Below are 14,437 nucleotides of genomic sequence, written 5' to 3'. Positions count from 1 at the left end.
CCGCCACGGCCGCGCCGGTGTGCCGCATTGCCATCGTCGCGCGCCGCCGGAGGGCCGAGCGGGGGCCTCGTCCGACCGCGCTCCGGTGGACGGCGGCGGAGCACCGGACTGCCCAGGTGGCGCTGGACCGGAGACCGCCGGGCGCTTCGACGCTGCAGAGTTGCCCCTGGCCGCGCTCTCTGGTGACGATGCGCAGCTGAGCGCGGCAATCGGTGGTGATTGCATGACGGCGGCGGCGCCTCGCGACGCCCGCTTCCGGTGACACGCCCGTAACCCCGAACCGCTGGCCATCCAGGTGAACTTCGCGTAGCTCCCACACAGGGCGGACGATCCGGAGCGACGGCAGGCAATGCGAGCGGGAGACGTCATCGACGGCCGGTTCGAGATCATGGAGCTCGCGGGCGCCGGCGGCATGGGCCACGTCTTCCGCTCGCGCGATCTCAAGACCGGCGAGACCATCGCCCTCAAGGTCCTCCAGAACGCCGCCTCGCAGGACTCGAACCGCCTCGCGCGCGAGGCGCAGGCGCTCGCCACGCTGCGGGTGCCGGGGGTGGTGCGGTACATCTCGCACGGCCGCACGGAGCACGGCCACCCCTACCTCGCCATGGAGTGGCTCACCGGCGAGACCCTCTCCCAGCGCCTCGCCCGGCAGGCGTTCACCCTGGAGGAGAGCCTCAAGCTCGCCCGGCGCGTCGCGACCACGCTCGGCTCCGTGCACCGGCTCGGCGTCGTCCACCGCGACCTCAAGCCGAGCAACCTGCTCCTCGTCGGCGGCACCATCGACCGCATCACGCTCATCGATTTCGGCGTCGTCCGGATGTCTGGCATCGATCAGCAGCTCACCATGCCCGGCGCCATCCTCGGCACCCCCGGCTACATGGCGCCGGAGCAGGCCCGCGGCGAGGCGCACGTCGACGCGCGCGCCGACGTCTTCGCGCTCGGCTGCCTGCTCTACAAGTGCATCTCGGGGCGCGCCCCGTTCCGCGGCGCGCGCGGGCTCGCCGTGCTCGTCAAGGTGCTGATCGAGGAGCCGCCGTCGCTCCGGTGGCTCCGCGACGACGTGCCCGAGGCGCTCGACGAGCTGGTCCAGCGGATGCTGTCGAAATCGCCCGAGGGGCGGCCGAGCGACGGCAACGCGGTCGCGATCGAGCTCGCCGCGCTCATGGATCCCGCGGCGATCTCCGTCCGCCCGCCCGCGATGTCCGTCCGCCCGCCGGAGCTCACGACCGGCGAGCGCAAGGTGATGTGCCTCGTCCTCGCGCGCGACGGCCTCTCCACCGCCGATCCGTCCCTCCCCGAGGTCGACGAGCAGGCGCGCGCGCAGGCGCTCTCGACCACGGCGGCGCGCTACAAGGGCCAGCTCGAGCTCGTCGACGCGCGGCTGCCGCTCGTCGTGCTGGCCGGCGCCGGCGCGACGACCGACCTCGCGGCCCGGGCCGCCCGCTGCGCGCTCGCCGTCCAGGCGCTCCTCGGCGGCGCGCCGGTCGCGGTCGTCACGGGCAGGGCGGAGATCGCCTCGCGCATGCCGATCGGCGACCTCATCGACCGCGTGGTCCAGCTGCTCCCCGAGGGCCGCGCGGCGTCCCGCGCCCCGGCGATCCGCATCGACGAGGTGACGGCGGGCCTGCTCGGCACGCGGTTCGAGATCACGTCCGATGGGGGCGGTCCGTGGCTCCACGGCGCGCGCGAGGAGCCCGAGGCGCCGCCCCACGTGCTCGGCAAGGCGACGTCGTGCGTCGGGCGCGAGCGGGAGCTCGCGCTGATCCGGGACGAGCTCGCCCGCTGCATCGAGGAGTCGACCCCGAGCGTCGTGCTCGTCACGGGGCCGGCGGGCATCGGCAAGTCGCGGCTCCGCCACGAGCTCGTCCGCGCGATCCGGGAGGACGGCGAGCCGGTCGAGGTGTGGCTCGGCCAGGTGGATCCGATGAGCGCCGGGTCGGCCTTCGGCCTGCTCGCGCACGCGCTCCGTCGGGCGATCGGCCTCACCGAGGCCGATCCCGTCGAGGAGCGGCGGCGCAAGGTGCGGGCGCGGGTCGAGCGGCACGCGGCGCTCGACGCCGCGCGGGTCGCGCCGTTCCTCGGCGAGCTCGTCGGCGCGCCGTTCCCGGACGACGACGTGCAGCTCCGGGCGGCGCGGCGCAACCCGATGCTCATGGGCGATCAGCTGCGCCTCGCCTGGGAGGACTTCCTGCGCGCCGAGTGCGCGGTGCAGCCTGTCCTCCTCCTGCTCGAGGACCTGCACTGGGGCGACCTGCCCACGGTCACGATGGTCGACGCCGCGCTCCGGAACCTGAAGGACCGGCCGTTCATGGTCATGGCGCTCGGCCGGCCCGAGGTGCACGAGCTCTTCCCGAAGCTGTGGGACGAGCGGCGCGGGCACAAGCTCCGCCTCGCGGGGATCTCGCGCCGGTCGAGCGAGCGCCTCGTGCGCCAGGTGCTCGGCGAGCGCGAGAGCCCGGCGCTCGTGGCGACGCTCGTCGAGCGCGCGGACGGCAACGCCTTCTACCTGGAGGAGCAGATCCGCGCGGCGGCGGCGGGCAAGGGCGTGGACCTGCCGGAGACGGTGCTGGCGATGGTGCAGGCGGAGCTCGACGCGCTCGACGTGGGCGCGCGGCGGGCGCTGCGGGCCGGGGCGATCTTCGGCGAGACCTTCTCGCGGAGCGGGGTCGCCGCGCTGGTCGGCCGGGCGGAGGTCGAGCCGCTGCTCGCCGAGCTCGAGGTGCGGGAGCTCATCGTCCGGCGTTCCGTGGAAGGCGCGCCGGAGGCGGCCGAGTACCGGTTCCGGCACGCGCTCGTGCGCGAGGCGGCGTACGGGATGCTGACCGATCACGATCGCCGGCTCGGCCACCGGCTCGCCGGCGAGTGGCTCGAGCGGACGGGCGTGGCGGATCCGATGGCCCTGGCCGAGCACTTCGAGCGCGGCGGCGAGCCGGCGCGGGCCGCGGCGGCGACCCTGCGCGCGGCCGAGCAGGCGCTGCTCGGGAGCGACCTGGGCGCGGCGATCGAGCGCGTCGAGCGCGGCATCGCGCGCGGCGCCTCGAAGGCGACGGCCGGGGCGCTGCGGCTCTGCCAGGCGGAGGCGCACCTCTGGCGCGGCGAGTTCGCGCTGGCGGAGCGGCGGGGGACCGAGGCCCTCGAGCGGCTCGCGCCCGGATCGGGGCCGTGGTTTTCCGCGCTCACGCAGGTGATCCTCGCGGCCTCGAAGCGCGGCAACCACGACCAGGTCGAGGGCCTGCTGCGCCTGGCGCAGGGCACCGAGGCGCGGCGGTCCGCGCGCCCCGCGCGCAGCGTGTGCCTCTGCGCGGGCGCCGGGCGGCTCGTGTTCGGGGGGCGGTACCAGCTCGCGGACGAGCTGCTCGACGGGATCGAGCAGGACGCCGAGGAGACCGAGCAGGAGGTCGAGGTGCTGGCGCGGCTCCACGAGGCGCGCGCGTACCGGGCGATGGCGATCGGCGATCCCGGCGCGTGCCTCGCGGGCTTCGAGGCGGCGCTCGCGGCGTTCGAGCACGCGGGCGATCGGCGCAACGCCTGCTGGGCGAGGAACAACCTGGGCTCCTGCTACGCGGAGCTCGGCGATTTCGAGGGCGCCGAGGCGGCGCTGCGCGCGTCGCTCGCGGACGCGGAGCGGATGGGGCTCTCGGACGCCCGGCTGGGCGCGCTCCTCAACCTCGGTCCGGTGCTCGCGCAGCGTGGCCTCGTCGAGGAGGCGCAGCGGACGGCGGAGGAGGCGATCGCGACCTCCCAGCGCCTCGGCGACGCGCGCGGGGAGGGCGCCGGGCGGGCGTGCCTCGCGAGGATCGTGCTCCAGGCGGGCGATCTCGGGGGCGCCGAGCGCGAGGCGCGCGCCGCGGTCGCGATCCTGTACGGCGCGCCGCCGTTGCGGGCCTTCGCGTACGCGGTGCTCGGGCGGACGCTGCTCGACGCGGGGCAGGCGGTGGACGCGCTCGCGGCGACGACCGAGGCGCTCTGCCTGCTGGAGTCGATGGGGGCCGAGGTGGGCGAGTCGCTGGTGCGCCTCTCGCACGCCGAGGCGCTCTCGGCCTGCGGCCACGGGCGGGAGGCGATGATGGCCATCGCCTCGGCGCGGGAGCGCCTGATCGAGCGAGCGCGGAAGATCGTCGATCCGGTGTGGCGCGGGAAGTTCCTCGGCAATGTGCCGGACAACGTGGCCACGCTGGAGCTAGAGCGGCGCTGGCTCGATGAGGCCTAGGTCGCCGGCGCGCTCAGAGGAACTCGCAGAAGTAGCCGGTGGGCTGCGTGGCCCTGACGTCGAAGCCGCTCTTGCCCGCCACCTCGAACGACGTCCCTGCCGGATAGGCGCGCCACTCCGTGGAGCCGTCGATGCGGATCGCGAGCTCGCCGGCGACGACCGTCATCCGCTCCGGCGCCTCGGTCGAGAAGTGGAACTCGCCGGTGTCGATGACACCCACCGTCTGCCGGCGCCCGTGGCGCTCGAAGCCGACGCTCTGGACGTTGCCGTTGAAGTAGCTGTTGTGCTTGAGCATGGCGCCCTCCTACCGCGTCCCGCCGCGAGAGACCAGCCCGGACAGGCGGGCTCGCCGCAGGGCGCGACAGGCGTGCTGGGCGTCTCCTTCCATGCTTCAGCGCCTCCGTGCTTCAGCGCCTCCGTGCCCCTTTGCCCGGCGAGCGGAGCCGCGGCGGTCAGCCGCGCGCGTCGTCATGGGCCTTCGACCAGCGCTCGGCGGTGACATCGAGGCTCGCCTTGAGCCAGTCGTCGAGCGCGCGCAGGTCGAGGTCCGCGAACGAAGCGGCGTGCTGCCGGGCGAGGATGCTCACCTGCACCTCGAGCACCGCCCGGAGGTCGCGCTTGCCGAGATGTTCGAGGTCGAACGAGGCACGGCCGAGGCGATCGCGGAGCAGGTACACGGTCCGGCCCACCTGCACCTCGACGTGGTAGGGGGCCGTGAGCCCCCGCCATATCGACGCCTTGGCGTGATCGAGGCGCCCCTCTTCCTCGTGCAGGAAGTTGCTCCAGCTCGTGGCGGCGTGGGTGGTCTCCTTGAGCTCGAGCAGGCGCAGGCCCTCGCGCCGCTCCTCGCGCGCGAGGACGTAGTAACGGTCGAGGCCGCCCGAGCCGCCGCCCTCCCGCGCCCGGCGGGCGACCTCGATCATCTGGAGATGGGCGTTCGACGCGAGCCCGCCGAGGGCCTCGACGAGCTGCTGGCCGGTGTCCGCGTGCACGCGCGAGAGCTTGAGCCCGGGCTCGTCGAACCGGAACGCCTCGCCGTCCGTCCATTTCGCGAGCTCGTGCGCGTCGCTGGCCGCGATGTCGGGGATCATCGCCGCGGAGAGCTCGCGCGGCGGCTCGTTCCCCTGAACGATGTCCTCGTAGAGCTCCACGAGGCCTTCGGTGACCTTGGCGGCGTCGAGGAGGAGCCGGAGCGTCGTGAAGTACCGGAGCGCGTCCAGCGCGGCGAGGCCGGTGCCCGCGTCGTCGAGATCGTTGAAGACGTAGCGTGGACCTTCCTCGAACGTGACGAAGCCGAAGTTCTCGGGGTGCGCGTCGCCGAAGCAGAGGCAGCGGCCGCCGGGCACCTTGCTCCGCGGCACGTCGAGGAGATCGACGTGCCACGCCTGAGGAAAGCTCCGCATGAAGCGGAGGGGCGACTTCATGGCTGCCCGCCACTTCTCCTCGAACTCGTCGGCATCGAGGTGCGGGTTCACCGCCCGGAAGAACGACTTGGTGAGTGTCTTGACGGGGCGGAGATCGCCCTCCTGGATGGGTTGCATCGGTCTCCCTCCTCGCGCGGCGCGCGCCCCGAGCGAGTCTGGTGTCCACGAGAGAGGCGGAACGGTCTCCCAGTCAGATCTTCGCATGATTCCAGGCGGACCTGGGGGCTGCCGCTCGGACGGACAGGCGGCCCCGCGCGTGGGCGGAGCAGGAGCAAGAGGTCGAGTCCCGCCCCTACGACCCTCTCGTGATGGTGTGTCGATGGCGGCGCTGCCCGGCGCGGGTGTCGTCGCGCCGGGCAGCGGCAGGGCTATCCGGGCATCGCGCTCGCGTCGCCGCGCTTGCCTTCGTCCGACGCGCCGGGCGGGGCTCCGCTCGGCTCGGTTGCGGGGATGCCCGCCTCGTCCTCCTCCTGCGGAGCCTGCGCCGGCTTGCTGTTCGCGTAGCGCTTGCCCGCGCGGCTCGAGGCCCGGAGCACGGGCCCGCGGATGATCTCGATATCGCGCGCCGGAGCGCGGGAGAGCTCGAGGTTGGAGAGCACCAGCGCCACGATCTTGAACCACTGGCTGCGCGCGGCCTGGATCGTGGTCTTGCTGGCGGGGGTGGTGGTCTCGGTGGCCTCGAGCTCTGCGCGGGCGCGCTCGAGCGTCTGGAGCTCCCGGCCCTTGGCGAGCCAGCGCTTCACGACATCGAGCAGCGACGCCTTGCCGTGGGTGGGGACGGACTTGAGGAAGTTGCTGACGGCAGGGTCGTCCTCGAGGAGGCGGGCGATGCGCGTGGTGTTGCCCACCTCGGCGAGCGTCGAGGCGTTGACGATGGACAGGCCGCCCGGGAAGAGCTGTCTCTGGACGGCATCACACTGCGCGGCACGGACTGCGTCGGAGGGCTCCTCGGCGAGGCAGAGCTCGCGGTGCGCATCGATTCCGTACGATACGGCCCGCGCGAGGTGGTCGTGGCGCCTGTCGACCTCGCTTGTCTCGTCGACGATGGCGCGCAGCTTCGACGACATCCGGCCCCCGCGGCTGCTCGGCTGGACCGCGAGCACTGCGTCGTGGGCCTCCACGACCCGCGGGTGGAGCGCCGCGATCTCGGGGATCGCCAGGAACAGCCGGCGTTGCTCCCGGTCCTCGACCCACGGGGAGAGGAGCGCGACCATCTCGTCGATATTCAGATGCTTCAGCATGAGAGACACCTCCTGATGGGGTGATAAGGGCAATGCCTGAGGGCGCATTGCTGACGGACAGACAAGGGAAGTCCTGCCGTGTCGTCCGTCAAGGGCAGTGCTGCGCTGGTTTCGTGCGGCGCTCGCGCCGGAGCTGAGCTCTTGCACGCGATTTGAATCGTTCTGGATCGGGGGAGCGTAGAGGCGGTGAGCCTGGAGTGGGTGTCTCGGGCTGGAGATCGCCTTGGGACGCGGGCGGGTCGGTGCGGGACCGAGAGAGGTCGCCTCGAAAGGCGGCCGGCAGCGGTCGCGACGTGACGGTGTCGCCTCGGGATGGGGGGGGCTGGTGCAGGACCGAGAGAGGCGGCCTCGGAAGGCGGCGCGGAGAGGTCGCGACGTGGCGGGACCGGCTCGGAAGGGGGGCGGATCGGTGTGGGACCGAGGTGGGGTGGCCTAGGAAGGCGGCGCGGAGCGGTCGCGACGTGGCGAGGCTGGCTCGGGGGGGCGGCGGGTCGATCTGGGATCGAAACGAATGGCCTCGAGAGGGGGGGCCGGTCGATCCTGCCCGCCGGCCCTCTGCTCAGCCCCCCGCGCCGACCGGCAGCCGCAGCGCGACCTCGAGGCCGCCGCCGTCCGCGTTCCTCGCCTCGACCTCGCCGCCGTGGATCCGCACCGCCCGGTGCGTGATGGCCAGCCCGATCCCCGTGCCGCCCGCGCCGCGCGCCCTGTGGTCGTCGACCCGGTAGAACGGCCTCCAGATGTCCCCGAGCGCGCCCTCCGGGATGCCAGGGCCGCGATCGCGGACGCGCACCTCGGCCGTCCCGCCGGAGCACTCGAGATCGATGCGGACCGCCGTGCCCGGCTCGGTGAAGCGCACCGCGTTGCGCACGACGTTCTCGATGGCGCGCCGCAGGAGCTCCTCGTTCCCGTCCAGCGAGCACGCGTCGCGCGCCCCGAGCTCGACCGAGCAACCCCGCTGCTCGGCCTCGAACGCGGCGTCCTCGACCAGCTGCTCCAGGAGCGCCGTGAGATCGACCCGCTCGGTGCGCTCCATGCCCCGGCCCGACTCCAGGCGGCTCAGCGTGAGCAGCTCGCCGATCATCCCGTTGAGCCGCTCCGTCTCCCGCTCGATCCGGTCGAACGCCGGCGCCACGTCCGGCGGCGAGCGCCGGCGGACGAGCTCGAGCGCGATGTTGAGCCGCGCGAGCGGCGATCGGAGCTCGTGCGAGACGTCGCGCAGGAGCCGGCGCTGCGTCTCCAGGAGCTCGTCGATGCGCTCGGCCATCCGGTCCATGTCGCTCCCGAGCGCCAGCGTCTCGCCGTCCGCGCCCGCGAGCTTCTGCGAGACGCGCACCGAGAGATCGCCCGCGGCCATCCGCTGCGTGGCGCCGCGCAGGATGCGGATCGGACGGGACAGGTACCGCGCGAGGAGCACCGCGACGAGCCCGGTGACGGCGACGATCGCGAGGAGCCGCTGCGGCAGCGTCTCCGGCACGATGAAGAACATCCACGGCGACCGGACCGGACCGGCCGCGACCGCGGCGAGGGCAGGGTCGCGGCGCAGGACGACCGCGACGAGCTCCCGCTCCTCGCCGAGCTCGATGGCGATGCCGTCGCCCGAGCGCCTCGCCTTGTCCTCGACGAGCGGCGCGCCCTCGATGGGGTCGCCCATCACGAGCGCGCTGGCCCGGTACACAGCGACGCGCTGATCCCGCGGATCGAGCGGCGCGAGGCGCTGCTCGCAGCCGGGGAGCCCGTCCCGCGCGCAGGCGAGCGCGCTCTCCGCCCGGAGCTCGACGCTGCGCGTGTTGAGGCGGCGGCGCAGCCCGCTCGGCTCGGCGGAGAACGCCCAGCCGTGGATGACAGCGAGCAGGCCGACGAGCAGCGCCATGGCGAGCCACAGCGAGACGAGGAGGCGCAAAAATAGGCTCTTCACGGACGCCCTCCGGGGAGGAAGCGCTTCACGCGCGCTCCCTCGCGAGGATGTAGCCCGCGTTGCGGACCGTCTTGATGCGCTCGCCGCCGCCCGGCCCAGGCCCGAGCTTGCGGCGGAGGTTCGAGACGTGCATGTCGATGCCGCGGTCGTACGCCGCGAGCCGGCGGCCGAGGACGCGCCGCGCGAGATCTTCGCGCGAGACCACCGTCCCCGCCTGCCGCGCCAGGACCTCGAGCAGGTCGAACTCGGCCGTCGTGAGCCGGACCTCCTCGCCGCGGACACGGACGCGCCGCGCGGCGGGGAGCACCTCGAGATCGTCGACCGTCAGCGCGCCCTGCGCCTCCGCGGCGGAAGCGCCGGCGGCCGCGCCCGGCCCAGCCGCCGCGCCGGCGTGAGAGGCGCGCCGGTGGAGCGCGCGCACGCGGGCGACCAGCTCGCGCGGGTTGAACGGCTTCGGCAGGTAGTCGTCGGCGCCCATCTCGAGGCCGACGATGCGGTCGACGTCCTCGCCCCGCGCGGTGAGCATCAGGACAGGGACGCGCGAGGTCTGCCGCAGCCGCGTGAGGACCTCGAACCCGTTGAGCCCAGGCAGCATCACGTCGAGCACCACGAGCGTGAACGGCCTCTCCTTCTCCTCCTGCGCTCGCGCGAGGCCGGAGATCGCGTCGCGCGCGCTCTCCACCGCGTAACCCTCCTGACCGAGCAGCTCGGCCAGGAGCTCGCAGAGCTCGGCGTCGTCGTCGATGACCAGGATCTGGGGCGGATCCGTCATGTCGCGACTGTAGCGCGGCTGTCGCACCGCCGTGTAAGGCCTGGTCAAGAGGCGTCTTGACGAATCTTTACACGACCAGGACACCTCTTGAGACACTGCCCTCTAGGTTGCGGTGCATGACGTTGACTCGCTCCGTTCCCTTGCCGTGGCTGGCGTCTCTCGCCCTCGCCGCCACGTGCTCGCTGAGCGTCGCGGCGCGCGCCGAGACGCTCACCGCCGAGGAGGCGGTCCGCCGCGCAGCCTCCCAGAACCCGTCCCTCCGCGCGGCGCTGCTCGAGGCCACCGCGGCGCGGCAGGCCGTCGCCGCCGAGGAGGGCGCCCGTAAGCCCACGCTCTCGGCCTCGGTGACCGGACAGTACCAGGAAAGCTACGGCAGGGTCGCCGACGCCAACGGCGGCGCCCCGGGCAACGGCGCCGGCGCGCTCCGGCGCTCCGGCGGCACGTCCGTCGCGTCGAACGTGGCGCTGCGGTACACGACCGACGTCGGGACGAGCCTCGAGGTGGGCGCGTCGGGGCGCTCGCCCGCGGACGGGACCCCGGGGCCGAACTACGGCGCCCAGGCGTACGTCTCCGCGCGGCAGCCGCTCCTGCGGGGGGCCGGGACCGACGCGGTCCTCGCGCCGTACGCGCAGGCGCAGGCGTCGGCCGTCGCCGCGGAGCAGGAGCGCGAGCTCGCGGCGAGCCAGACCGCGCTCGACGTGCTCGGGGCCTACTGGGAGCTCTGGTACGCGGAGCAGGCGATCCTCGTGCAGGAGCAGGCGCTCGCGGCCGCGCAGCGGCTGCTCGCCGACGCGAAGGCGCGCGCCGAGACCCTCGGCACCGGCACGAAGGTCGACGTCCTGCGCTTCTCGACCTCGGCGGCGTCGATCGCGGACGCGCTGTCGCAGGCGCGGGCGACGCGCGCGGCGCGGGCCATCGCGCTCGGGCGCGCGCTCGGCATGGCCCCGGCGAGCGCCGCGTCGCTCGCCCCGACCGGCGCGCCGCCGTCCCTCGGGGCGCTGCCGTCGGCCGACGCGCTCGTGCGCGCGGCGAGCGAGCGGTCCCTGGAGCTCGCGGCCCTGCGCGCCGACCTCGACGCGCAGCGCGCGCGGGTGAGCGCGGCGGAGGACGCGGACCAGATCCGCCTCGACCTGTTCGCGACGGCCTCGATGGACGGGCAGTGGGTGCGCGACGGCCTGCCGGGGCTCTCGCTGCCGGGCGGCCGGCCCGCGTTCGGGGTGCTGGGCGGGATCGAGGTCGAGCTGCCGCTCGGCGGCGGGCGGGCGTCCGCGGACGCGGCCCGCGCGCGCACGCAGCTCGCGGCCGCGGAGGCGCGGTACCAGGCGCGCGCCGAGGCGATCGCGGCGGACGTCAGCTCGCTGCGCGCGAGCCTCGAGGCCGCGGCCGAGCAGGTCGCGCTGGCCACCGAGACGGCGCGCATGGCGGGCGAGCTGGCCGAGGCCGAGCGGCAGCGGCTCTCGCTCGGGACCGCGACGTCGGCGGACGTGGTGCAGGCGGAGCAGACGCGGAGGGAGGCGGAGCTCCGCAGGCTGCGGGCCGCGGTGACGGAGCTGACGTCGCGCCTCCAGCTCGATCACGAGACGGGCGCGCTGCTCGTCCGCTTCGCGTCGGTGCTCCCCAGGAGGTCGTCATGAACAGGAACAAGAAGCGCTACCTGATGTCCGGCGTGGCCGCGTTGGCCGTGGCGAGCTTCGCGATCGGCGGGTACGCCTGGTACAAGCAGCCCGAGAAGACCCCCGCCGGCCCCACCGTCGAGATCCGCCGCGGGAGCCTGACCGAGACCGCCGCCGCGTCCGGGAAGATCGAGCCCGACGTGCAGGTCGAGGTGAAGTCGCGCGCGCCGGGCCAGGTCATCGAGGTGCTCGTCAAGGAGGGCGACACGGTCGAGGCGGGGCAGCTCCTCGTGCGCCTGGACCCGACCGACGCGGAGCGCGACCTCGCCGCGGCGCGCGTGGCGCGCGACCGCGTGAAGGCCGATCTCGCCGCGGCGAACGCGTCGGTCGCGGTCGCCGAGCTCGAGCGCAAGAACAGCCAGACGAGCCAGGAGGTCGCCGAGAAGAGCGCCGAGATGGGCCTCGGGTCGACCGACGCGGCCCGCACGGCGGCGCACTCGACGAAGGTCGCGGGCGCCAACATCACGCTGCGGCGGGCGCAGCTGAGCTCGACGCAGGCGCAGCTCAAGGCGGCCGAGCTGGCGGTGCAGGACGCCGAGACGCGCCTGAAGGAGACGCAGATCTACGCGCCGATCGCCGGGACGGTGCTCGACGTGGCCGTGGAGAAGGGGACGCTCGTCTCGTCGGCGCTCACCAACGTGAGCGGCGGCAGCTCCGTGATGACGCTCGCCGATCTGTCGAACCTGCGCATCATCGGCGCGATCGACGAGGCGCAGATCGGGCGCGTCGCGCCGGGCCAGCGGGTCGACATCCGCGTCGACGCCTACGGGGACCGGGTGTTCCAGGGCGTCGTCGACCGCGTGAGCCCGCTCGGCAAGGAGGTGTCGAGCGTCGTGACCTTCGACGTCGAGATCGTCGTCAAGGACAAGGACGCGTCGCTGCTCCGGTCGGGGATGAGCGCGGACGTGGAGATCGTGACCGCGGAGCAGAAGGACGTGCTGCTCGTGCCGCTCCTGGCCGTGCAGTCGCAGGGCAAGCGGCGGTTCGTGCGGCTCGCGAGCGGCGAGGAGCGGCCGATCCAAACCGGGGCGACGGACGGCTCGCAGATGGTCGTGACCGCGGGGCTGAGCGAGGGCGACGACGTGCTCGCGAGCGCGCCCGTCTCGAGCGCGGCGGGGCCGCAGGGGCAGGGGCAGCGGCAGGGCGGCGGCCAGAACCCGATGCGGGGGATGGGCATGGGGATGGGCGCCGGCGCCAGCCGAGGAGGGCGCTGAGATGGACGTCCCGGTCCTCGTGAGCGGGCTCTCGAAGGTGTACCACGCCGATCGCGAGGACCTCGCGGTGCGGGCGGTCGACCGGATCGGCTTCGAGGTGCGCCGGGGCGAGTCGGTCGCGATCATCGGGCCCTCCGGCTGCGGGAAGTCGAGCCTGCTGAACATCCTCGGGTGCCTGGATCGGCCGACGGAGGGCACGTACCGGCTCGGGGGGCGCAACGTGGCGGAGCTCGACGACGACGAGCTCGCGGCGCTCAGGAACCGCCACATCGGGTTCGTGTTCCAGAGCTTCAACCTGCTGCCGCGGATGACGGCGGCGGAGAACGTCGAGCTGCCGCTGCTCTACGGGGCGGTGAAGAACAGCCGCGCGCTCGCGGAGGGCGCGCTCGAGCGCGTGGGGCTCGCGGCGCGCGCGCGGCACCTGCCGTCGGAGCTCTCCGGCGGGCAGCGGCAGCGCGTCGCGATCGCGCGGGCGATCGTGACGCGGCCGTCGATCCTGCTGTGCGACGAGCCGACGGGCGCGCTCGACAGCAAGACGGGGCGCGACGTGCTGGAGCTGCTCCTGTCGCTGAACGCGGACGGGACGACGCTGATCATGGTGACCCACGACCTCGGCGTGGCGCGGTCGCTCTCGCGCGCCATCCACATGAGGGACGGGCACATCGTGGCCGACGGCCCTTCGGGCGACGTGGTGTCGGCGTTCCACGCGGGCGAGATGGAGGCGGCATGCTGATCAAGGAGACGGCGAAGAGCGCGTGGCGCTCGCTCGCCTCGAACCGACTGCGCACGCTGCTGACGATGCTCGGCATGATCATCGGGACCGCGGCGGTCGTGGCGGTGCTCGGGATCGGGGAGGGCGCGCGCAGCAGCGTCGAGGGGCGGATCCGGTCGCTGGGCGCGAACCTGCTGATGGTGCGCCCGGGGTCCGCGTCGGCGAGCGGGGTGCGGTCGGGCACGGTGAAGACGCTGACCGAGGGCGACGCCGAGGCGCTCAAGGGGCTCGCCGGCGTGGCGGCGGTCGCCCCGGAGCGGAGCGGCAGCGCGCAGCTGCGGTACATGGCGAGCAACCTGAACGCGTCCGTGACGGGGATCACGCCGGCGTACCTCGAGGTCCGCTCGCTGTCGGTGGCGAGCGGCGTCTCGTTCTCCGACCTTGACGAGCAGCAGCGGGCGCGCGTGGTCGTGCTCGGGGCCAATGTCGCGCGTCAGCTCTACGCGGCTAACGTGAGCGCGTCTCCGCTCGGGACGCGGCTCCAGATCAACGGGAACGCGTTCCGGGTGGTCGGGGTGCTGACGGAGAAGGGGTCGGGCATGGGCTCGCCGGACGACGGGGTGTTCGTGCCGATGTCGACGCACCGGTCGGTGCTGTTCGGGCAAGATCACCTGTCGACGATCTCGCTGCAGCTGGCGAGCGAGGATCGGTCCGAGGTGGTGATCGCGCAGCTCGATCAGCTGCTCCGCCTGCGCCACCGGCTGCGCGCGGATCAGGCGAGCGATTTCGAGGTGCGGTCGCAGGCCGAGATGCTGGCGACGATGGGGCAGATCACGGGCACCTTCACGATGCTGCTCGGCAGCGTGGCGGCGGTGTCGCTGATCGTGGGGGGCATCGGGATCATGAACATCATGCTGGTCTCGGTGCGGGAACGGACGCGCGAGATCGGCGTGCGGATGGCCGTCGGGGCGCGGCGCGGGGACATCCTGCGGCAGTTCCTTGTCGAGGCGGTCGTGGTGTCGCTCGCGGGCGGCGTGGCCGGGGTGGGCCTCGGGTACGGGGCGGCGGTGCTGCTGTCGCGGTTCGGGGAGTGGGCCACCATCGTGCCGCCCTACGCGGTCGGGCTGGCGCTCGGGGTGTCGATCCTCATCGGGATCACGTTCGGCGTGGGGCCTGCCAGGCGCGCGTCGAGGCTCGATCCGGTGGAGGCGCTGCGGTTCGAGTGAGCGGGCGATGGGAAAGGTACGGGTTGAAGGGGGGAGTCTCGGGCGTGCTG

General features: G+C 73.8%; 10 protein-coding genes. 5 read left to right on the top strand and 5 right to left on the bottom strand.

Annotated elements, in window-relative coordinates; translation table 11 throughout:
* The first annotated feature begins 349 nt into the window (after positions 1-349).
* Positions 350-4,210 carry a serine/threonine-protein kinase gene (locus POL72_RS04310; protein WP_272093725.1) on the top strand — a complete coding sequence of 1,287 codons (3,861 nt, stop codon included), beginning with the start codon at positions 350-352 and terminating at the stop codon, positions 4,208-4,210.
* A gap of 13 nt (positions 4,211-4,223) precedes the next feature.
* Here POL72_RS04310 and ppnP read toward each other — a convergent pair whose 3' ends face one another.
* The 5 genes from ppnP to POL72_RS04285 form a co-directional block, all read right to left on the bottom strand.
* Positions 4,224-4,505 carry a pyrimidine/purine nucleoside phosphorylase gene (ppnP, locus tag POL72_RS04305; protein ID WP_272093724.1) on the bottom strand — a complete coding sequence of 94 codons (282 nt, stop codon included), beginning with the start codon at positions 4,503-4,505 and terminating at the stop codon, positions 4,224-4,226.
* 157 nt (positions 4,506-4,662) lie between these two features.
* A complete protein-coding gene (locus POL72_RS04300; protein WP_272093723.1) occupies positions 4,663-5,751 on the bottom strand; it encodes a DUF2252 family protein in 1,089 nt (362 codons plus the stop codon).
* Positions 5,752-6,002: 251 nt separating this feature from the next.
* Positions 6,003-6,875: a hypothetical protein gene (locus tag POL72_RS04295; protein WP_272093722.1), complete on the bottom strand. Its 873-nt coding sequence runs from the start codon at positions 6,873-6,875 to the stop codon at positions 6,003-6,005.
* A 559-nt stretch (positions 6,876-7,434) separates the two neighbouring features.
* Positions 7,435-8,790, bottom strand: a complete 1,356-nt coding sequence (locus POL72_RS04290; RefSeq protein ID WP_272093721.1) for an ATP-binding protein — start codon at positions 8,788-8,790, stop codon at positions 7,435-7,437.
* Positions 8,791-8,815: 25 nt separating this feature from the next.
* The gene (locus POL72_RS04285) at positions 8,816-9,562 is read right to left on the bottom strand and encodes a response regulator transcription factor (RefSeq protein ID WP_272093720.1); all 747 of its coding nucleotides are present in this window, start codon (positions 9,560-9,562) and stop codon (positions 8,816-8,818) included.
* A gap of 116 nt (positions 9,563-9,678) precedes the next feature.
* Between POL72_RS04285 and POL72_RS04280 the strand changes: the two genes are divergently transcribed.
* The 4 genes from POL72_RS04280 to POL72_RS04265 are packed head-to-tail and all read left to right on the top strand — an operon-like array spanning position 9,679 to position 14,387.
* A complete protein-coding gene (locus POL72_RS04280) occupies positions 9,679-11,196 on the top strand; it encodes a TolC family protein (protein WP_272093719.1) in 1,518 nt (505 codons plus the stop codon).
* Entirely contained in the window at positions 11,193-12,449 is a 1,257-nt protein-coding gene (locus POL72_RS04275; protein ID WP_272093718.1) for an efflux RND transporter periplasmic adaptor subunit, read from the top strand. The genes POL72_RS04280 and POL72_RS04275 overlap by 4 nt, the downstream gene beginning before the upstream one ends.
* A 1-nt stretch (position 12,450) precedes the next feature.
* Positions 12,451-13,182 (top strand): ABC transporter ATP-binding protein, encoded by a 732-nt coding sequence (locus POL72_RS04270; RefSeq protein ID WP_272093717.1) that lies wholly within the window; start codon positions 12,451-12,453, stop codon positions 13,180-13,182.
* Entirely contained in the window at positions 13,176-14,387 is a 1,212-nt protein-coding gene (locus POL72_RS04265; protein ID WP_272093716.1) for an ABC transporter permease, read from the top strand. Before POL72_RS04270 ends, POL72_RS04265 begins: the two co-directional genes overlap by 7 nt.
* Positions 14,388-14,437: the final 50 nt, after the last annotated feature.

The organism is Sorangium aterium (assembly GCF_028368935.1).
GTDB lineage: Bacteria > Myxococcota_A > Polyangia > Polyangiales > Polyangiaceae > Sorangium > Sorangium atrum.
Note: the sequence above shows the minus strand (reverse complement) of the source record. Positions and strands in the feature narration are given on the sequence as shown.

Coding starts and splice junctions, on each gene's coding strand:
- POL72_RS04310 (WP_272093725.1), top strand. CDS start 350: ATGCGAGCGGGAGACGTCATCGACGGCCGGTTCGAGATCATGGAGCTC.
- ppnP (WP_272093724.1), bottom strand. CDS start 4,505: ATGCTCAAGCACAACAGCTACTTCAACGGCAACGTCCAGAGCGTCGGC.
- POL72_RS04300 (WP_272093723.1), bottom strand. CDS start 5,751: ATGCAACCCATCCAGGAGGGCGATCTCCGCCCCGTCAAGACACTCACC.
- POL72_RS04295 (WP_272093722.1), bottom strand. CDS start 6,875: ATGCTGAAGCATCTGAATATCGACGAGATGGTCGCGCTCCTCTCCCCG.
- POL72_RS04285 (WP_272093720.1), bottom strand. CDS start 9,562: ATGACGGATCCGCCCCAGATCCTGGTCATCGACGACGACGCCGAGCTC.
- POL72_RS04280 (WP_272093719.1), top strand. CDS start 9,679: ATGACGTTGACTCGCTCCGTTCCCTTGCCGTGGCTGGCGTCTCTCGCC.
- POL72_RS04275 (WP_272093718.1), top strand. CDS start 11,193: ATGAACAGGAACAAGAAGCGCTACCTGATGTCCGGCGTGGCCGCGTTG.
- POL72_RS04270 (WP_272093717.1), top strand. CDS start 12,451: ATGGACGTCCCGGTCCTCGTGAGCGGGCTCTCGAAGGTGTACCACGCC.
- POL72_RS04265 (WP_272093716.1), top strand. CDS start 13,176: ATGCTGATCAAGGAGACGGCGAAGAGCGCGTGGCGCTCGCTCGCCTCG.